Source organism: Paenibacillus camerounensis, assembly GCF_000723885.1.
GTDB lineage: Bacteria > Bacillota > Bacilli > Paenibacillales > Paenibacillaceae > Paenibacillus_AQ > Paenibacillus_AQ camerounensis.
The window spans coordinates 21079-41922 of record NZ_CCDG010000023.1; the positions used below are offsets into that span (position 1 = coordinate 21079).

Genomic DNA, 20844 nt, shown 5'->3' on the forward strand with positions numbered 1-20844 from the left:
TTGTTAATTCACAGTCACTTTCATTACAGCACTTTCAGTTGTGCCTGAATGATTAGACAGCTCTACCTTGTATTCATACACTCCGCCAGATTGATTCGAAATTGCTGTCACAACAGTCTGCGCACTGGGAGAATTGGCAGTAAGTGTCTGTGTATCAACCAGCACACCATTCTCATACAAACGATACGTAGTACCATTCGTCCCCCACCACATATTCATCGTTATTATAAAATTCCCATCCCCGTCCCAATTATCATTCGATAAGACAGGCTTGGAGGGAGAAGCATCTTTAACAGTCACTACAAGCGGACGGGAGACTGTTGTACCTAAAGAATTCGTTAGTTCAGCTGTATACGTGTATGTGCCATTGCCCCTTCCTGCAACATCGGTTTTAAATGTTTGTGCCGCTGGAGAATCATCCGTGATGGCTCGACTGTCGATAAGCTTACCGTTCTCATACAGCCTATAGCTGGTCCCGTTGTTACCCCACCACATATTCATTGTAATCTGATATTCCCCGTCAAGCAGCCCTGTATCGTGCCCGTTGTTGCTGGATAGTACAGGATCTCCAGGAGTATCCGTAGCTTTTACTTCTCCACCGACAATTTGAATAGCAGGTGCTTGAGGCATTTCCATTCCGGTACCCAGATAAAAGCCGGGATGCGGCGGCTGATTATATCCTACATTCTGCCAAGCCACTGCCAGACGATAGATCGGATCATGCATGAGTGTGCGGATACGGACATCTGTCAAATCTGTTGTGGTGTAAATCCGTAGCTCACTACTGTCAGTGGACCGCCATACAATTTCCTCGCGCCAGTCTCCAAACAAGTCAGCTTGCAGGCTTGGATTGGCCTTGGTAGAATTATTTGACGCCGCCCCTGTTGCTGTTAAAAGATTGACTGTAGTCTCGTTCTCATAGTCCCATTTATCGACACGGTTACTATCCATAAGCTCCCGCAGCAAATCTCCGTCCCACCATACACCAAAGTTCGTTGAGGTTGGGAGATTTGTGGTAATCAACTCACCCTTGGCACTATAAATGCCTGTTACCGGAATTTGTTGAGCGTTAGTGATAGTTGCAGCCCAAGCTTCTTCACCAGGATAATTTGGGTCAATATCAGCAGACATCCCACGTCCAGTGTCGATACCTGTGAAAACTCCCCATATGGCTTCACCCGTTTCAGCATCCCGCATTTCGAGTCCGTATTTAGAATTCGTATGCTCATGAACATCCACTACTTCCAGTCCTGGCCTGGTTGGGTCCAAATCTCCAAAATGAATGGCATCGCCATGACCCAGTCCTGTATTGTAGAGGGGTAATCCGTCATCATCAATGGCCATCGCCCCAAAGGTAATCTCATCCTTACCATCGCGGTCGACATCTCCTACCGAAAGATTATGATTTCCTTGCCCGCTGTACTCTTCATAACCTTCTTCACTGGAGTCAAATCGCCAGACCTTATTCAGTTTCCCATCCTCATAATCGTAAGCAACCAGCACAGTGCGGGTGTAATAACCACGACTGAAGACTGCGCTCGGATGTTCGCCGTCCAAATAAGCTACGGTTGCCAGAAATCGGTCAACACGGTTGCCATAGGTATCTCCCCACGAACCAACATCTCCACGCGCTGGATCATAATCGACGGTATCCATCGCCTTTCCTGTCAGTCCATCAAATACTGTCAAGTACTCATCGCCCAGCAGTACATAACCTGAGCTGTTACGGTGATCCGCCTTTGCATCGCCTATTACATTTCCTAGAGCATCTATTGTTCCATCCGCTGTTTTTAACATAATCTCAGCTCGCCCGTCGCTGTCAAAGTCATAGACCAGGAATGGAGAATAGTGTGCTCCTGCACGGATATTCGGGCCGAGAGTAATCCGCCACAGACGTGTTCCATCCAGTTTATAAGCGTCCATGTAGACGATTCCAGTATATCCGGAATGCGAATTGTCCTTGCTGTTTGAAGGCGACCACAGCATTACTATCTCATACTTTCCATCTCCGTCTAAATCACCTACACTGGCATCCCCTGCATTGTAAGTGTAGGGCTGACCATCCTTAGTGTAGCCGTCGGCAGGCTTCTGTAGTGGTATTGAAAGGTATTGCTGCTGCCACACACCGAATACTTCAGATGCCAGCTGTTCCGAACCCTCAATGACCGTTTTAATTGTATATTTTGAACTGTCTGTCCCAATTACATCCAACAGATTGGTACTGCCTGTAAGCGGAGAAGAATTAATCTTTATCCCGTCGCGGTACACATTGAAGGCAATAGAATCAGGGTCAAGTCCAAGCATGCGCCAACTAATATAATTGCCTTCATTAGTTTTTACAGCTACCGGTGACCGGTCGATATTTTCCATATTACGGAATAATGCTGTAACGATCGGAGTATCCAATACCGGTGAGAAATCGGATATCCCGCCTGCATTGACTGAAGCTACTTTATAATAATATGGAACAGTACTTAGAATTGTACTATCGGTGTAAGAGGACTCTTTGGATTGTCCAATCAAACTGTATTCGCCATCCGCTTTCTTAGAACGATAAATATTAAACATTTTTGCTGAATCATCTTCGTTCCAGCTGAAGCTAATATCATTTTTATGGATGGTATCCAGTTTTAATCCGCTTGGTACTGCAGCTTTTGCAACTGAAGGGTCTATCATAGATACCATGAGTTGATTCGACGATACTGACTCCATTCCGGTATTATCTAAGGCAGTTACCCAATATTGATAATTAATTCCTATGTCTGCTGTTAAATCAGTATAATTTGCTGTGTTTATTTCATCTAGCCTTTCAGCCTTTTGAGCTACAGTAGCCTGCCGGTATATCCTGTACTTAGTTGCCCCATCAAGTTCATCCCACGATAAGGAGACTTTTACAGGCTCGCTGTTTAAATCAAGGTGGTCGAGCTTAAGATTTGATGGTGCAAGCATTAACGGTGTGATTTCTATTCCGTTCAAATGAGCCGTTGTACCGCTGAAGACCAGATTCATCTGCCCGTCTTTGACCGAGAGCTGACTATATTCCTTCTCAGCAATACTCCCTTTACCGGATGAAATTGTACCGTATTCCTTTCCTTCAATTGCAACATTTGTTTTGGTAGCACCCAGCCAGTCTCCTGCATAAATCTTAACCGAGTAATAACCGTTCGGCAGATCAACCTTAAATTCATACGATCCGCCAAAATAGATTACAAAATCCCTTCGTAAGGCATCTGTACCACTGCCACGATCACGGTCATTCATCCCATTACTGGATAAAAGTCCATAACCTAACTCGGATGTATAAATAACATTTCGTGTTATTTCAGTATAGCCCTCAGCTACTGGAGCACCGACAGGTCCAAAGTCAAATCGGTATTGCGATTGTTTTGTTGTAATGGTTACCGGGTCAGAGGGCTGAGATTCTCCACGGCCGTTTACAGCTGTTACTCTTACTGTATAGCTATTCCCCTCAGACATTCCACTTATTGATATTGTAGGTACTGTTGAGGATCCAACCATGGTATAAGCAGCTTCATCAGCTGAAGCAAGTTTGCGATAAATTTTGTATATATCTGCTCCAGCCACAGCATTCCATTTAAGCAGGGCACCACTATTACTTATGCTACCCGCTACAAGCCCGTCCGGTTCCACAGGAACCGTTGCAGGCAATTCAATTTCGGTCACCTCATCAGATAAAGGAAGATCTAACTCAGCAATACCTCCGGCAAGTAATCGAGCTAACTGAATAGCCCCATACTCCTGAAAATGAGTATTATCACTGGAACCATTAGGAAAAGCTGTATACACATCTGGTTCAGTATATAAGAAAACTGCCCGTGTAGCTTCAAAACCGATAGAATTATAGTAAGCAATACTTTTTGCGCTAAGATCGACCATCCTCACGTCCAGTTCGCTGGCTACCTCTTTCATTGCCTGTACATATTCGGCAAAACTTACGTTAAAGGAATTGGTTTCTGTTTTATAATCGCGCCGGCCCACTGGTGTTATTAAGATAGGTGTAGCACCCCGTTGTCTTGAACCCAGCACATAAGTTTTTAAATATTTTTTGTAATCTGCAGGTGATGCATACCGTGCCGGTACACTGACCGTCGCATCGTTATGTCCAAATTGAATTAGAAAATAGTCTCCAGGCTTAATTGCCCGTAGTATGCTATCCAGCCTGCCCTCAACAATAAAAGATTTTGAACTACGACCACCAATGGCCTGATTATCAATCTGGACTGCTGAACTGAAAAACTTATCCAGCATTTGCCCCCAACCCGCTTGAGGCTTCCAATATGAGTTATAGGTCTGGACGGTAGAATCACCGGCAATATAAAGGATAGGCTTATCTCCAGCAGTGCGCTCATCCTGTTTTTTAATAACCAATGAATTTAATACAGGTCGATTTCCACTGAATAAAAAGTTCATTTGTCCGTCCACGAGCGCAATTTCAAAATCCATCTCCAGATACTGTCCTGCGGTTTTTGTTGTCTGCATTACTTTTTGAATGCTTTCTACATTAATTGAAATATTTGTTTCTCCGCTGCTATCCCCCGCTATAAGTGATACGGTGTAATCACCGTTCGGCAGATCAATGTTGAATCCCGTATCTGCAGGAATAACAAAATCCGATCTGAGGGCATCTTCTGTCCCCCTGTTTATTCCAATTACGGCAGCTGTATCTGTAAATCCATACCTGCTCTCTGCCGAATAAAGTGCCCCGGCCTCAACCTTAAGGTAGCCTTCAGCCGCTTCACCAGGTCCAAAATCTAATGAATATACGTCTCCCTCAAGTAGAGGCTCTAACGGAGTGACATCTTTGACTTCCACTACCGCGGGACTACTGAAACCGGATTCTGTATACTCAGAATTGATAGCGGTTACAAAATAGGTGTGACTTATATTTTTGGTTACTTGCAGATCCGTATAGTACGTGGCGGCAGTAACTCCAACCAATAAAGTACCTTCAGCCTCAGTACTGCGATATACCTTATAATATACTGCATCCGTAACGGTGCTCCATTTAAGCGATACGTTACTGTCATTAACAGCGTCAACTGTAAGCCCTGTTGGAGCTGCTGGAGGAGCTGCCAAAACTTGCTGAATAACCAATCCGTTCAGGAATCCGCTGGTACCATTCCCGGAAATACCCACTGTGAGTTGGCCATCGCTGACTTTAGTATGATACGTAGTATGATTAACTTGTTGTTTGCTTGTAACCGTCCCAGCAGTAGTACCTTCGAGTGAAACAATAGTTTTTGTTGTACTTGTACCTGCAAGTATATCCCCGGAGTAGACAGTAACATCATATTCTCCATTAGGTAAATCTATCAGGAAATTATAGGATGTTCCAAGTACAAAATCATTAGTAAGGTCATCGCCTCCGGAGCGTTTTCTTGATGCTATTGCTTGGTCTAATCCATATCCGAGATCACTTGTATACAGCAAGGATTCATGCACACCGGTGTAGCCATCCATAACAGCACTTGCAGCTGTTCCGAAATCATATTTTAGCGATAATAATGGATACTGTACTTTGGCAGTTTCCACATCTTCAGCGCCAGATGCGACTGCTGGAAATACTGATGAAATGATGATCATCCACGACAATATAACTTTTACCATCGAGCTTTTTTTTAAAAGATTCATTTTCTTATTTCACCTGCTTTTCAGAATTATTTATAGGAAACGTTTACATAAAAATGATCCTGTTACATCTTTATTTTATCCTCCTTCCAGCTTTCAGCTTAATAACCATTACAATATGGATATCAATACCAACTCTTTTAACTGGAATCGTATCATGTAAACCCGTTGTTTAAAATGGAAAAAAAATCATTTGAATTGTATGTTTTGATGCCGGAATTCGCAGAAAAATCTTTTATCTAGGTCTCCTCTCTATTCCTGCTCCGATATATGGTAGGTGGAATTCCATTCAGTTTTTTAAATATCTTGCTGAAGTGATACTCTTCATAGTAGCCACATAACTTGGCAATCTCTTTAATTGTGTAATTCGTGAAGACAAGATAACGGCAAGCATGTTGATTTTGAATATGCATATGATATTCTTTAGGCCCCATGCTGGTATTGCGTAAAAATAGTTTTCGCAAGTGAGATGCTGAAATTCCATACTCATTGGCAAGCTTTGTAATTCGATGGTGAGTCATATATGAATTTTCAAGCTTACTTTTAATCTGTTCAAAAGCAGCCATAGCTCCGGAGCCGATTAGGTTCCAGTCTGCCTGTATAGTCTGGTGAAGGTTAAATAGCAATATTAATAATTTTGCTTGGGACACGACTGCGCCATCGTTCATTCCAGGCATCCAATTCTTATAAATATCGTAGAATGAATCCCCTAATGTTTCGGCCTTTCTTTCCGAAAAATAGCTTAAAAAAGGTAGTTTCAGGTCCTCAATTTGAACGAATCCCTTCCATACTGCTTCATACGACAGTTCTGCACAATCAAATAGCAGCATCGTCATTCGGAGCGGAGCATTCGCTTTAGCACGCATAGACAGGTGAAGACCAGGTTTTAGATAAACTAGCATTCCCGCTTTTACCTCATGTTCAATATTGGTTATAAATACCCCCTCCCCCTCATGAATCCAATATAGGCTGTGCACATTTACAAGATTACGGATATCTTCCCAGCCCGGATAGGTTACTTTGTTAAGCACAAAATGAATATGGACGGTAAGATTATTCAGACTATACCTGTGTGAATCCATAAGATTTCTCCCCTTGCTATTAATAATCTCGTTTTTACAAGTTACTAACTCTTTCATCACAGGAACACATAATCGGATTATTCCCCCCATTGAATGTAAAAGCCCATGCCTCGCCGGCATGGGCTTTTCAGCGTCCGTAAGAATGTATTACATTAAGTGAATCAACGAATGTTGAAACCCTTCATCTCTAGACGATCAACATTAATAAATTCAAAATCTTTCTCAACTGTCACAACATTAAATTCATTTAAGATGATATTCTCGACATCACTGCACACTAAGGCCTTTTCAGCACTAAGATTGATATTCTCAAGACTAATATTCTTTAGCCGGTGTTCCGGCAGACCCTTTATTTCGACTGCAATTCCAGCTCCCTCACCACTAATATTCTTAATATGAATATTGCTGAAATCAGAAGGTGTACTGGTTTTGGGAACTACAGTACTGTAACCATAATACATATTAATCTGTACCGCTTCTTCTCTGACATTATCAATTTGGATGTTCTCGAACCTAATGTTTTCCACATAACCGCCTCTGCCGCGCATCGACTTTAACCGGATCCCCCGGTCTCCGCCGGTAATGGTACAGTTATGGGCGTACACATTCCTCACTCCGCCCGACATCCCGCTTCCAATCACAAGCCCGCCGTGCCCTTCCTTCATCACACAATTGCGGATAACAATATTCTCACAAGGCTTATTGACACGCCATCCGTCTTCATTCATGCCCGAATTGATTGCTATACAATCATCCCCGGTCTCAAAGCTGCAATCCTCGATTAACACATTACGACAAGAATCCGGGTTAAGCCCATCGGTATTCGGCCCGCAGCTGACAATATCAATTCGCCGGATAATTATATTCTCACAATATACCGGATGCACCGTCCATTGAGGACCGTTATGAATGACTAATCCTTCAATCAGCACATTCCGGCAGCGGACAGGTTGAATGAAAGAGGGTCTCAAAGCAGCTTCTTCTGTACCAAAGACCCGCTCCTGTACGGAAATCTCATCTCTTTCGGCATAGCACAGCTTATCTGCCGCGGTCTGCTGCAGCTGTTTCCAATGCCACCAGGCTTCCCCGTTTCCGTTCAGTGTGCCTTCCCCTGTAACCGCAATATTCTCGCAATCAACAGCATAAATCAGCGGGGAATAATTATAGCACTCCATACCTTCCCATCTTGTAAAAACTACCGGAAGATAATCCGCAAAGCTATCACTGAAATTGATAACGGCACCCTTCTCAACTGACAGATGTACATGGCTTCTTAGATGAATCGGGCCGGATCCCCATTCCCCCCTAGATACAATTACAGTACCACCCCCTTGTGCTGAACAATCATCTACTGCCCTCTGTATTGCTTGAAGATCATTAGACTGTAGTTTATCTGAATGGCGATAATCCTCTGCACGAAAATATTGCCCTGGGAATTTCGGTTCCATGATCTCTTCCATTTCAAAGGTTGTATTATAAAAATTCGATTTTAACATTAGTGTAGTTCTCCCTTCCAGTTTTGCCAGCTCTAGCATTTGTACCAGCGCATTTAAACAATCTATTCTATTGACTTTCTTAGAGAATCCGTATCCATCCCATATCAGATTCAGACTTTGCGCCTTTCTCTCACAATCTTTAAGGCTGTAATTCAGGGACTCTTTTCTAAACAGATGTCTGATAATAAAGCTTAATAATTCCCCTCCAGTCAGAGCATCATCTGGTCTAAACCTTCCATCAAGAGTAGTCCTTTCATCAATAAGTCTTCCGTCAATCAAAGCCTGTATATTGGGAGCGTCAAATTCATATTTGTACAAATCACAGTACTTTCCTTGAAATGGCCGTTTAGGATACGGAGCCGCTTTTAGAAACACAAAAGCAAATTGCCCGCGTGGCATCTCCGCATATGGATGAAAGTATTTCAATGTTGGATCAAGCAAACCGTTAATCATCGCTTTCTTTAATCCTTCAAGACCCTTAATCCCTTTACAATCTGCATAAGGCAGTTCGGGTAAATCTGTAGGAAGAATGGGCAATTCAGGCTGCTCAAGGGGGGATACCTGTTCAAGAGGTCGTAATGACTCATCTGGTATCCACGGCATCGGACTGGACCCGTTCATATAACGGCATAGCGGTTCAATTTTTTGCTGTTTAATCTCCGTAGCAATAAATTCTGCCATCATGATAGCACCATAATCATTTGTATGTGCTTCATCTTTAAAATAACCTTTGAGATTGCTTCTTCCCATCTGGCAGAACAACTGAAAACTATACTCGTGTAGATCAATAACAGGAACATTACACTCTCTTCCAATTCTCCGGCAAGCTTCAGCATGATCTTCAAGCAAATCATACCAACCTTGATCATCCTGTCCAGGAATTCGGCTTAGCGAGGTAACGATGACGGGAATCGCTCCCCTACTCCTAACCTGTTGGACATACCAGCGTAGATTAGCAGAGTATCCAGTGAAAGCAGCTAATGCTCTTCTTTTTTGATCGTTATGACCAAATTGAAACATAAAGACATCCCCTGGTCTGATACGCTCGCTGATAATTTCCCAATGACCATCTTCTCTAAAGCAATTCGTCGTCATTCCCCCATGAGCCTGATTATCAATGGCTGCCCGGTGAAAGTATTGTAATAGATGTTGTCCCCATGATCCGCCCGAGGTAATCGGATTGTAGGGATACTGGGCCGCATAATCCGCCACAATAGAGTCGCCACCTAAAAATAATGTGGGAGCATCTGATTTTTCAATGGAAATTGCACTTATTCGGGCAAGAGTACCTATAGCGGTAACATAAATTGATAAGTCACTTTGCGGGGACTGACCGACAAGGGATATATAATCACCGATATGCACTTTGTATTGATAAGAAAAGAAATCCCCGGGAGCAATTTGTATATCCCGTTTTATTAAATTACGGCGATTAGAGTACAGATTTAACCTTGCTATTCCATCTTCGCCGCCAGCAATGTGAATTTTCACTGCATATATACCAGGCTCTGGAACAACAGCCTTAAAACGCAGAGGCCACCCTTCCTTTTGAACTTCTGCCCCAAAATGGGTCTGGAATATTTCAGCGCTTTCACTTGCCTGCTCTGTTGTACAGCTAGGAAACCACCCCGCAGAATCTTTAAATTTATCTTTTCCTATTGCCGTTGACCCAGTATTAGGAATGAATCCGCCACCTGTCTTATCCTGAAACATATAGTCTGCTGGTATATGGATCATTTTTTCACTGAGTTGTTCAGAGAACGTATATGTCCTTGAATACATGTTCCTGCCTCCCCATAGGCCTTTTAATACGTAGCAATATCCTCCTTCTAACAAAACCCCACCTAAAAGGTGAGGTTTTGCCGATCCTCATGGATTAGTTCACTTTAATTAAACTGTCCAGCATCAATCGCCTTCTGCTTCTCATCAAGAATCTCTTGGTATCCAGCGTCGAGATAGGTCTTCTTAGCAGCCTCATAGACCTCATCAAATTTATCTGTGGGAGCAAGTGCACATTTTACATACAACTCTTGAAAAAGAACATTCAGGTCTGTTTTATATTCATTCACTTTCTCCAGCACAACACTGAACAGCGCATCCGGTGTGCGATACTCGGCATTTTTGTCATAATTCTCAAGCATATTCTCAGCCAGATATTCATAACCTACAGGTGCCCATTGGCGGATATAAGCTTTACGTGTTGTTTCTGCATCGTCATACTGGACCATCTCAGTAACAAGAGCCCAATAGTCTTTATTGTTATTTTGTGCCAGCACTGATTCGCCTGCAAAATCAGTATTCATAGCAGGAATTCCGTCTGCATCCAACGTGTAGTTCTGGCCTTCAACCCCATTTTGCATAAAGAACAGGTTCTCAGGCTGGCTTAGCCAGTCTAAATACATCCATACAGCAATTCGTTCCAGATCAGTGGAATCATAGTTGATTCCCATAATGAGACCAAATGGCCAGTATGCCCGTTCCTGTGCCTTATTGCCTTCAGGTGCCCATGCCGAACGTGGCAGTACAGCAAATTCAGCCTTTGGATCATTTTGCAGTGTTGCATCAATCACGTCTGTATTGTTAGTTAAGTAAAGCGAGAAGGTACCAGTTTTACCGGCTACAAATTGAGCCTTTATCTTTTGCTCGTCATCGCGCAGATAGAACTCTTTATCAATCAAACCGTTGTTGTACTGGTAGTTCAGATTGCGTAGATACCCTTCTGTTGCTGAAGTCGTCAGGTCAGCAACCCCCAGATCGGAGTAAAGGGCACGTTCTTCTTTGTCTACCGGCCAGTTACGGAAGTTATAGTTGAAGTTGTAATTGTTTTTCTTCAGGCTCTCAGCGCCTACGCCGATTCCGGCATCCTTCCATTTCTGCAGCAGTTCGTTGTATTTCTCCAAGGAAGTAATATCCTCAACCTTCATCCCGACCTTCTCTACCCAATCTTTACGGATCAAGAGAACTGAATTATCAGCAGCCGGGCGTGCAGCAAAAAAGAAGGTGTTCTTGCTGTCCACTTGACCATACTGCTTGATTGTATCTTGCATATTATTCCAGTATAACGGCGCATAGTAAGCGATTTCATTATGATCCAGCTCCTGCATCACATCTTCACTATAGTAGGCTAGCGCCTGCGGCATATCATAGTGAAAAATAATATCGGGAGCATTATGGGAAGCCAGCAGCTGCTCGTAATCCGTTACTTCACCCTTGCGTGTAATAGGAACGAATTTCACGTTAATGTTGTACTTGTCACCAAATTCCTTCTGGACCCAGCGTGTATAATAGTTATCGCTTACATTCCAGCCTTCAAAGGCCCGCTCATAGACAGGAAGCTCTAACGTAACCTTTTCACTGAAGCCTTTAGAATAATCGGTATATTCCACTTCGGCGGCATTATTCGATTTGCTGTCTGAGCTTGCAGGGGCAGCCGATTCTTTAGTGCCTATGCTATTGCTCTTTGAATTGTTGTTCGAGCAGGCAGTTAACATACTGCTTACCATTAAAAACCCTAGTAAAACAAGAGATACTTTCTTTAATTTCATCCAAATTTCCCCCTTTAATTTTTCGCTGGTACTATTCCTTAATCGCTCCAAGCATGGTACCTTGAACAAAGTATTTCTGGATAAACGGATACACACATAGAATTGGCAGGGTAGCAAACACTACGCACGAGGCCTTTAGTATTTCAGGATTGCTTAGTGAAACCTGTGTAGCTTCCAGCTGAAAGCTCTCACTCGCCTGAATAATCAGGTAGTACAGCTTAAGCTGCAATGGACGCAGATCTGTGTTCTGTTTGATGTAGAATAATGCATCCTGATAGCTGTTCCACCGGCCCACCGCATAGAAAAGAGACAGCGTCGCAATAATCGGCTTGGACAGCGGAAGCACGACACTCCAGAGAATCCGAAAGTGGCCGGCACCGTCAATCCGTGCAGATTCCTCAAGACTGACTGGAATACTGTTGCTGAGAGCGCTTTTCATTACAATCAGATTGAATGAGCTGAACGCCAGCGGCAGAACAAGCGACCAGATCGACTCCAGCAACCCCAGGTTATTAATCATCATATATTCCGGAATGATCCCGGCATGGAAAAATAACGGAAAGGTAAAGACCATGGTTAAGAACGTACGCCATCTCAACTGCGGCCTTGATAGGGCATATGCAGCCAGAATGGTAATGACCATTCCAATGATTGTGAACAGCACGGTTATAGTTACGGAAACACCAAAAGCTCTGAGTATACTCTGGTCAGCAAATATTTTCTTGTATGCTTCAATATTGAAACCCAAAGGCCATAAGAAAACCTTATTGGCGATGACATAAGCATCCTGGCTAAAGGACTTTGCAATGACATGCACAAAGGGCAGCAGACAAATTAGCGAAAAGATAATAAGAGTAAATCCGATTAATATTCCCCAAACGTCAATTCGTTTGTTAGAGCGTACGGCCAATGCGCCGTTAATTGATTTCATCTTGCCCTCCTAAAAAATTCCGTCTTCACCAAGCTTTTTGGCCACACGGTCAGCCATCAGCACCATAGCCAGTCCAATGACGGTCTGAAATAAACCGAGTGCCGTTGCACGGCTAAAGTTACCGCTCTCAATTCCCCATCGGTATACCAGTACCGGTATCGTCGTGGTAAACTCCGTCGTCGCTTTATTCTGTAAAGAAAATATCCGTTCAAAGGAGCCTTCCATTACTTTACCCAGGTTCATGATAAGCAGGGTGATGATGGTAAAACGGATCGAGGGTATTGTGATATTCCACATTTTGCGCAGCCGTCCTGCTCCATCGACAACCGCCGCCTCATATAGCTCCGGATTAATCCCGCTGATTGCTGCAAGATACAGGATGGTTCCCCACCCCATGCTGTGCCAGACCCCGATGAACAGATAACTAAACAACCAGTGGGTATCCTCCTGGAGAAACGGCACTCTGTTTCCGCCAAAGGCTTCAAATACATTATTGACTACGCCGCTGCCTTCCCCAAGCAGCTGGTAGGCAATGGCACCGATAATAACCCAGGACAGAAAATGCGGCAAATACAGCAGCGTCTGATTTACCCGTTTAAATTTGATGCTTTTGATCTCATTAAGCAGCAGTGCAAGGATAATCGGCATCGTAAAGCTAAAAACAAGATCCAGTACATTAAGCATAATCGTATTACGGAAAGCGCGGGCGAAGTCCGGCTTGGCGAGAATCTCCCGAAAAACCTCAAAGCCAACCCAATCGCTGCCCCAAAAACCTCTGGCGATCTTATAGTCCTTAAAAGCAAGTACCAATCCGGTCAGCGGAGCATATTTAAACAGAATTACAAAACACAGTGGAATTACGAGAATCAGATACAGCTGCCATTCTTGCCGCAAGCTTTGAGCGATACTATGTTTCTGTTTTATTGCAGGGCGTTTCTCTTTTATAGCGCTTTCAACTTTCACTTTTTTGCCTCCTTAACTTTTGACACTTCTCTCAATGTCATTGATGAATACACCCACCTCCTGAACTAATCCATTGATTTCATCCACTCACCTAAACCATTGCTCCATATGGATATCAACGGGATGCAATCAGCATACCCTTATCTTTTCAAAGCCGTAAATCCTGGCTATTCGTTTGAACATTCATTTTTGCTCCTTTTTAGTGATGACAGCTGCTTTTTCACAGCAAACACTCACGTTTTTAAACGTCAAAAACAAAAATGAACTTAGTTATTTTTCTTTTTTCTTAATCGGGTCTCTATTCTTAGCATGCTTAATTGATTTATAATTGCCCGGAGACATCCCCTCATACTTCCGAAAAAAACGGTTAAGGCTCTGCACATTGTGATATCCAACCTGTTCTGCAATCTGAGCCATTGTGAGATGGGGTTCTTCCCAAAGAATCTGTTTAGCTTTTTCGATACGAAGTATATTAGTATAATCAATCAGTGTTTTCCCTGTTAGCTTGTACACGATTTTGCGCATGTAAGAATAACTAATTCCAATCTCCCCTGCCAAATCCTGAAAAGCGATATTTTCACAAAAATGCTCTTGAAGATATCCGATGATTTGTTCCCCGTAACTGTCTTCAATACAGAAATAATTAAGTTGTCTTCCGATTTCTACAAAGAGATCATTTAAATAATTCTCCATTTCATCAAGTGTTTCAATAGAAGCTATAGCATTATAAATATCCCTTCGGCCTGAGAAGATGCGGGTTGTATTTATGTTATTTTCCCTGAGATATTTAATAGTTAAACCGATCAACTGATTATAAATGAATAAGATATTATCGTAGGAGATGTATTCAGCAGTTTGAATCTCGTTCCTGATTACCCGCAATTCCTGTGATATATTTGAAATATCTCCTGTTTCCAGATAATTCACAATACGTCTTTCACTGTTGACCGGATACATGTATTTTGTATCTTCGTTAGTTTCCTTTGATCCGAAAAACACCCCCCCACTGCCTTCGGTCATCCTTCTTTTGATAACTTCCATTGCTTCTGCCAATTGGTCTGAGGCATCTGAATACAATTCATCCCGGCTGCTAACCCCGATAGTCACTGTATGCCCAAATATTTGCATTGCGCTGTCTTGAATGGAAGCAAACAATGCTTTGTAAAGCGGTAAACTATGCTTGGAATCCACAAAGCTATCGTTCATTACTATGGCAAAACGACCTTCCCCTTGATAAACAGTACATGCGCAGATTTCATCCGGGAACAGAGTAGCACAGCTTGAAATAAATACGTAGCGGTGATAACTTCGGGCCTCTGGGTTAGTCTGACTAATGTAATCTCTGTACCTATCAATAGCTACAATAGCAATACTAAGAAAGTTAAACGGAAATAATTCACCCATCTGTTTTGGAATTTCCCCGCGCAGCAAATTATGAACGGCTAAATTCCGGGTATCAAATTCCCGCTCCTTTAACAGGTTAAATAAATCTTCTTCCTCCTTTTGCATCCTTTTAAAAGCAGCATCCAGGAAGGCCAATTCATTCCTGTTTGAGACTACGAGGTTACTCCGCTTTCGTACTGTCTTCGCCAAATCGCGTACAGGTCTAGAAAACCAATTTGCAATTAAAAACGTTACCACTGAACCTACAAAAATGATCATGATAGTAAGCAGGACAATCTTTTGTTCCAACATGTATGCCTTGGTCATAAGTTCATCCATAGAGTATACATTTATATTCCACCAGCCCAGCTGCTCTGAACGCGACCAGGTGTATAACAAGCGTTGACCATTTATATCATGAAAGGAATAACTCTCGTTTGATTGACTTTGTACAATATTTTTTATAAATGGAAGCTCTTTACCGTCTGTTAAAAGTAGCTCCTTATTATTATTGGATATAATGGTTCCGTCAGCCTCTGTTAAATAGTAGGTTTGCTTATCTCCTCCGGATGAACTAAAATGATCGGCAATATGGGTCTCTCGTAAATTAACTACGATTACCCCTTGCGTAGGAGTTGACAGGCGGTTAAGAGGGAGCACATAAGATACTACATTAATTCCCGACTTTAATTTCCGGGGATACCAAACTCCTCCGATTCCGGTCCTTGTGGTAAGAGCGTCTTCCATCCATTCCATAGATTCATAATTTTCAAGCGGAGCAATACCTTGATCTGTAGAAATAACATAATCCGAAGCGTTAAGATAGAAATACGAAGAATAGACCCCCGACATTTTCTGATTCAGGTTTAATAGCTCATCTCGTACAACAAACGCACTGCTTACATTATTGTAATTGGCATTAAGCTCATCATAGGTTTTAAAATAACGAATCAAATCAAATACTTTAGTTACATTAACGCCAGCTACAATCTGAGACACATTTTTCAATGCAATTTCGTTCAGTCTCCTATTAGCATTCAGTTCCGCCAGCGAAGCTTCCGCAATTACATTCTCTGAATTGTGCAGAATTTCCCTATCGCTATACCAGGTCAGTATAGTAATTGGAACAGCCATTACGCAGAACAAAATCAGGGACATTTGAAGAATAATCGGTATTTGCTTCAATGCATACACTCCATTCTTATCTATTCAGTCAGATAGATTGATATCAGCCAACAAGATAAACCGCTTACATTTTAATTCCTTAATAGGTATTAGAGAAATATTAACACTTTGATTTTTAGCTCGGAATAGAAAAAAAGAATGCGGCGGATGTATAATTCGAGCATTCTTAAACTTAATTATTTTAACTTCTGAGGAAATTAGATCTGCACAATAAAAAGCAGCCATCCGAAGACAAGCTGCTTTAAACTCCTTACATTTAATTAGCACTCTTTTCTCAATCCGCAACACATAACTTAGGCTAATGCCGAGGTCCTTCGCAATCTCACGCTGCATCCGCTCCTCCCCGCCGGTGTCCAGGCCGAAGCGGCCGACGACTACTTCTTTCTCACGCTCATCGAGAATATCATGATTACGGTAGATCTTACTCTTCTCAATCTTCAGATCCACCTCTTTAATCACATCATCGGTCTCCGAGCCGAGGATATCAATCAGGGTAATCTCATTACCCTCTTTGTCTGTCCCAATCGGATCGTGGAGAGACACGTCTTTCCGTGTTTTTTTCAGCGAGCGAAGGTGCATCAGGATTTCATTCTCGATACATCGGGCCGCGAACGTCGCGAGCTTTGTACCCTTATTAGGACGATAACTTTCAATGGCTTTGATCAATCCAATCGTGCCGATGGAGATCAGGTCCTCCATGTCTTCGCCGGTGTTGTCGAACTTTTTGAGGTTGTGGACACGATACGATGTCTAAAATATAATTCTGTGAATTATTATTCTGATAGCCCTTAAAGCTGAGATTTGCCAATCCCGTTTAGCATTCACAGAACAGCTATTAGCTACAAAATGCGAAAGAAAATCAATCATCCGCCCACCATATACTAAAATAGAATAGGAACTCCTAGTCCGCGAAGAAATCAAGAAACACCTATGGTGAATAATCCGACGTGGCGAGACTTACAATGGATATCCTGCATACCCTTGAAGTTAATTACATAAACTATGCTACACAACTGCGCTTTGTGATGCTTCAGCAGAAGCAATAATAGTATTATATGAAATAAGAGTCGTTCAAACAGCCATAATAATGGCTGCATACCGATCCTTAGTTATTAACCTCATCATCCCCTCTTCTTGTTAGACATTTAAACCAACAGGTTGTGATAATTTTTTAAATAAATGGTGAGTCTGTTCTAATTCCTCTTTTATACCATCACCAACAACTATGCCATCGTCTAATATAAGAACTCGACTGGTCTTTGAAATCGATGAAATCCTATGCGTAATGGTTATTATCGTTTTATTTGCATAGTGCTCATCCATTTTCTTTTGAATTTCACTTTCAGATTTGTTGTCGAGTTGTGATGTGGACTCATCAAAAATTATGATATCGGGATTCATCAAAAGTGTTCTTGCTATCGCAATTCTTTGACGTTGACCACCTGAAAAGAGAGTTCCTCTTACGCCCATTACTGTTTCATACCCTAAAGGTAGGGATTGAATATATTCATGAATTCCTGATACCTGACAGGCCTTTTCTATCTCCGTATCTGAAGCTTTTGGTGCACCAAGCATTAAATTTTCTCTAATCGACATATTGAATAAATAAGGCTCCTGCATTACTGTGCCTATTTTTCTTTTCATATAAGTGGATTGGAGGTTCTCAACCGGGCAGGAATTAAATAATACTTCCCCCGTACTTGGTTTCTCTACTCCATTTAAAATTTTTATAAGTGTAGATTTCCCGGATCCGCTGCGTCCAACAATTGTAATTTTCTCACCTGGGCGAATAGTTAAGTTAATATCTTTTAAGATATTAGCAGTATCTTGAGCATAACGGAAGTGGAGCTTACGAAACTCAATCAGTCCATTCTCGCACGATGGAGTCATTTTATTAGCTTTATGCTGAGGTTTATTAATTGAAAGCATGATACGATTCAATGAGGGGGAATCCTTACTTAAATCCATATCAGCATTATTAATATTATTTATATTAAGAAATAATAGCTCATAATATTTCATGAATATAACTAATCCACCAATGGTAATATCACCATAATAAATCAATAGCCCTCCAATAAAATACAGATTCATCCTGGTAATAAAAAAATCTTTGAATGTAATAAAACTTCGATTCCCGTACCAAAACAATTGTCTGACAAAATACAGCCGGCTCAAACTCCCCCAATATTTAACAAATTCGATTTCATTTTTTTTGTTAATGTTTAATGATTTTATTTCTTTCCAGGAAAGTATCACTTTCTGAAGCCATTTTTCATATTGAGACCACAGAGCGCGGAAGGCTTCAGATGACTTTTTAACTCCTTTTCCTAACCATCTAGTCATCCAAAATGAAAGTGGAACCATCAATAAACCAAAAATAGACAATTTCCAATTAATAAAACATAATATAATTGCATATATTATAGATAAAATCCAATAATATATATAACTTATTATTTGTGAATCTATAAATTTACTAGATACCTCAACATCCTGATCTATACAATTTTTAATTTCAGCGGTATCATTAATTACATTTTCTTCACTTAAGGCTCTTTTCCATAACTTAACACGTAATTTCAAAATCAGAGCATTAGATATTTGATTGTTTATTTTTGTTTGGCCAAACAGAATAGTAGATTCATATATCCATATAAAAACATATCCAAGTATTACCCACTTCAGCAATTTCATATTATTCAATATCATTATATCATCTATCAATATTTTAAAAATTAGAGGAGAGGTAATTGCGGATACAAGCAGCAGCCATTTAAACAGGAATGCCAATTTTATACTTGTTTTCTGAGGCAATAAATATGCTTTAAAGATCTGATATAACTCCAATCTTTTAGACAATTTGAACTTCTTCATTTGTCTCTCCTATTGACGTTTTAAATTGACTTCTATGTAACTCTCTGTATTCTTGGCAGCTAGCTAATAAGCCTTCATGAGAATCACATGCTATAATAATACCCTGATGTAAAACTGCAATTTTCTCAGCATGTTTTATACTATTGAGCCGATGAGCAATCTGAATTGTGATCCGATGGGTACTTAGTTCTTTCCAAGACTCAATAATTGCATTCTCAGCTTCAGTATCTAGTGCGGAAGTCGCTTCATCTAAAAGCAATACACTTGGATTTTTCAAAAAAATCCGAGCAATAGATAATCTCTGTTTTTGGCCTCCCGAAAGCTCAACTCCACTTTGGCCAATAACCGTGTCCAGTCCCAGCGGTAATTCTCTTAAAAAAGATGCCAGAAAAGCTTGCTCACAAGCTTGCCATAACTGATCTTCAGTAGCCTTGGAGTTACCCAGTAGTAAATTTTCCTTAATAGTTCCATTAAATACTATTGGGTCCTGATGAACAATACCTATTTTATTCCGTAATGATTTTATCGAATAACTTCTATGGTCCTTTCCATTCACTAGAATTTCACCTGTATCAGGTTCTTCAAATCGTAATATTAAATCAAGTAATGTGCTCTTGCCCCCACCACTTTGTCCTACTATGGCAAGAGTTTCATTATTCTTAACGGTAATACTGATATTTTTTAATAAAGACATATTCTCATTATAGTTAAATGACATATTATTAAATTCAATAGATCGAATAGATTCAGTCAAAGTTACTCCTTTTTTCGACTCCTCTTCTTCTTCGAGCAATTTTAAACACCTGTTAATCGAGACCAAATTATGCTGGAATCGGGTGTTAGCTCCACTTAAGTTACTTAAGAGTGAATTAGCTCTACCGAAATAATCTATACAAGCAATGAAACCTCCAATTGTCAGCTCACCCTTACTTATTAACAAAGCAGACACCATATATAAACACATATCAGAAACAAGCGAAATAAAAGATACTGTTCGTTGAGATCCATATTCTATGAACACTGTTCGTGACTTTGCAGAAATTAGCTTTGACAATAAATTAACCATGTTGCGGGTTACATTACGTTCTGCTGATAAAATTTTCACATCACGAATACCATTCAAAATTTCAAATACCCAGCTTATAAATTCTCCGTAATTATCTCTGTAATATTCCAACCACTTTTTCGTTATTTTACCAAACCAAATCGAAACTAACACTGCAACCGGTACTACAACAAGCATCAGTATAGCCAATTTTACATTAATAAACAAAACAAAAACTAATGCTGTTATTAATCGTATTGAATTGGCAAATGCATAAAATACATTCCAATGGATTAAGTTCATAAACTCTTCTGCATCCTTATTCACTAAGGACAGCAAGTCACCCGGCTTTAGGACTTTTAACTTCGCAGCTTTTAAATTGAGTATCTTACTGAAAATTGATTTTCGTATATCAAACACATATCGGGTCATCATATACGCCCACGTAGCATTTAGTGTAAGATGCATTAACTGCTCACATACAAAAATACCGCCATATATTATTAAAATAGTTGTAAAATAATGCATGTTTTTATGATTAAAAACTTCATCCACCATTAAACCAAAAATGTAAGGATACAGCATGCCAATTACTGAAGTAAATAAAACACATATGAATAAGTTAAGTAGACTCCATTTAAAAGGCTTACAGTATTTTAGAATTTTCTTATACAGATATACATTCATC

The 20844-nt window shown here is 40.9% G+C and carries 9 protein-coding genes and 1 pseudogene; all 10 read right to left on the reverse strand.

The window, feature by feature from the left end:
• Nucleotides 1-3: 3 nt before the first annotated feature.
• The 10 genes and pseudogenes from BN3772_RS31495 to BN3772_RS09525 all read right to left on the reverse strand — a co-directional run bounded on the left by BN3772_RS31495 (nucleotide 4) and on the right by BN3772_RS09525 (nucleotide 20843).
• On the reverse strand, nucleotides 4-5652 hold the full coding sequence (locus BN3772_RS31495) for a rhamnogalacturonan lyase family protein (protein ID WP_042199081.1): 5649 nt from the start codon (nucleotides 5650-5652) through the stop codon (nucleotides 4-6).
• A gap of 236 nt (nucleotides 5653-5888) precedes the next feature.
• A complete protein-coding gene (locus BN3772_RS31220; protein ID WP_052380440.1) occupies nucleotides 5889-6731 on the reverse strand; it encodes an AraC family transcriptional regulator in 843 nt (280 codons plus the stop codon).
• A gap of 161 nt (nucleotides 6732-6892) precedes the next feature.
• Nucleotides 6893-10009 (reverse strand): glycosyl hydrolase family 28 protein, encoded by a 3117-nt coding sequence (locus BN3772_RS09490; protein ID WP_052380441.1) that lies wholly within the window; start codon nucleotides 10007-10009, stop codon nucleotides 6893-6895.
• A gap of 104 nt (nucleotides 10010-10113) precedes the next feature.
• Complete coding sequence (locus BN3772_RS09495; protein WP_341872566.1) at nucleotides 10114-11823, reverse strand: type 2 periplasmic-binding domain-containing protein; 1710 nt, start codon at nucleotides 11821-11823, stop codon at nucleotides 10114-10116.
• Nucleotides 11804-12703, reverse strand: a complete 900-nt coding sequence (locus BN3772_RS09500) for a carbohydrate ABC transporter permease (protein ID WP_042199083.1) — start codon at nucleotides 12701-12703, stop codon at nucleotides 11804-11806. Before BN3772_RS09500 ends, BN3772_RS09495 begins: the two co-directional genes overlap by 20 nt.
• Before the next feature lie 9 nt (nucleotides 12704-12712).
• Complete coding sequence (locus BN3772_RS09505; protein ID WP_042199136.1) at nucleotides 12713-13648, reverse strand: ABC transporter permease; 936 nt, start codon at nucleotides 13646-13648, stop codon at nucleotides 12713-12715.
• A 288-nt stretch (nucleotides 13649-13936) separates the two neighbouring features.
• On the reverse strand, nucleotides 13937-16234 hold the full coding sequence (locus BN3772_RS09510) for an AraC family transcriptional regulator (RefSeq protein ID WP_042199084.1): 2298 nt from the start codon (nucleotides 16232-16234) through the stop codon (nucleotides 13937-13939).
• 255 nt (nucleotides 16235-16489) lie between these two features.
• Nucleotides 16490-16969 (reverse strand): annotated as a pseudogene (gene sigK / locus BN3772_RS09515) (RNA polymerase sporulation sigma factor SigK); the annotation flags it as partial.
• Nucleotides 16970-17371: 402 nt separating this feature from the next.
• On the reverse strand, nucleotides 17372-19111 hold the full coding sequence (locus BN3772_RS09520) for an ABC transporter ATP-binding protein (RefSeq protein WP_042199085.1): 1740 nt from the start codon (nucleotides 19109-19111) through the stop codon (nucleotides 17372-17374).
• Nucleotides 19089-20843, reverse strand: coding sequence for an ABC transporter ATP-binding protein (locus BN3772_RS09525; protein ID WP_042199086.1), 1755 nt, complete (start codon nucleotides 20841-20843; stop codon nucleotides 19089-19091). Before BN3772_RS09525 ends, BN3772_RS09520 begins: the two co-directional genes overlap by 23 nt.
• Nucleotide 20844 lies beyond the last annotated feature (1 nt).

Bases quoted from the DNA above. Each gene is read 5' to 3' on its own strand.
- BN3772_RS31495 (WP_042199081.1), bottom strand. From the start codon at position 5,652: ATGAATCTTTTAAAAAAAAGCTCGATGGTAAAAGTTATATTGTCGTGG.
- BN3772_RS31220 (WP_052380440.1), bottom strand. From the start codon at position 6,731: ATGGATTCACACAGGTATAGTCTGAATAATCTTACCGTCCATATTCAT.
- BN3772_RS09490 (WP_052380441.1), bottom strand. From the start codon at position 10,009: ATGTATTCAAGGACATATACGTTCTCTGAACAACTCAGTGAAAAAATG.
- BN3772_RS09500 (WP_042199083.1), bottom strand. From the start codon at position 12,703: ATGAAATCAATTAACGGCGCATTGGCCGTACGCTCTAACAAACGAATT.
- BN3772_RS09520 (WP_042199085.1), bottom strand. From the start codon at position 19,111: ATGAAGAAGTTCAAATTGTCTAAAAGATTGGAGTTATATCAGATCTTT.
- BN3772_RS09525 (WP_042199086.1), bottom strand. From the start codon at position 20,843: ATGAATGTATATCTGTATAAGAAAATTCTAAAATACTGTAAGCCTTTT.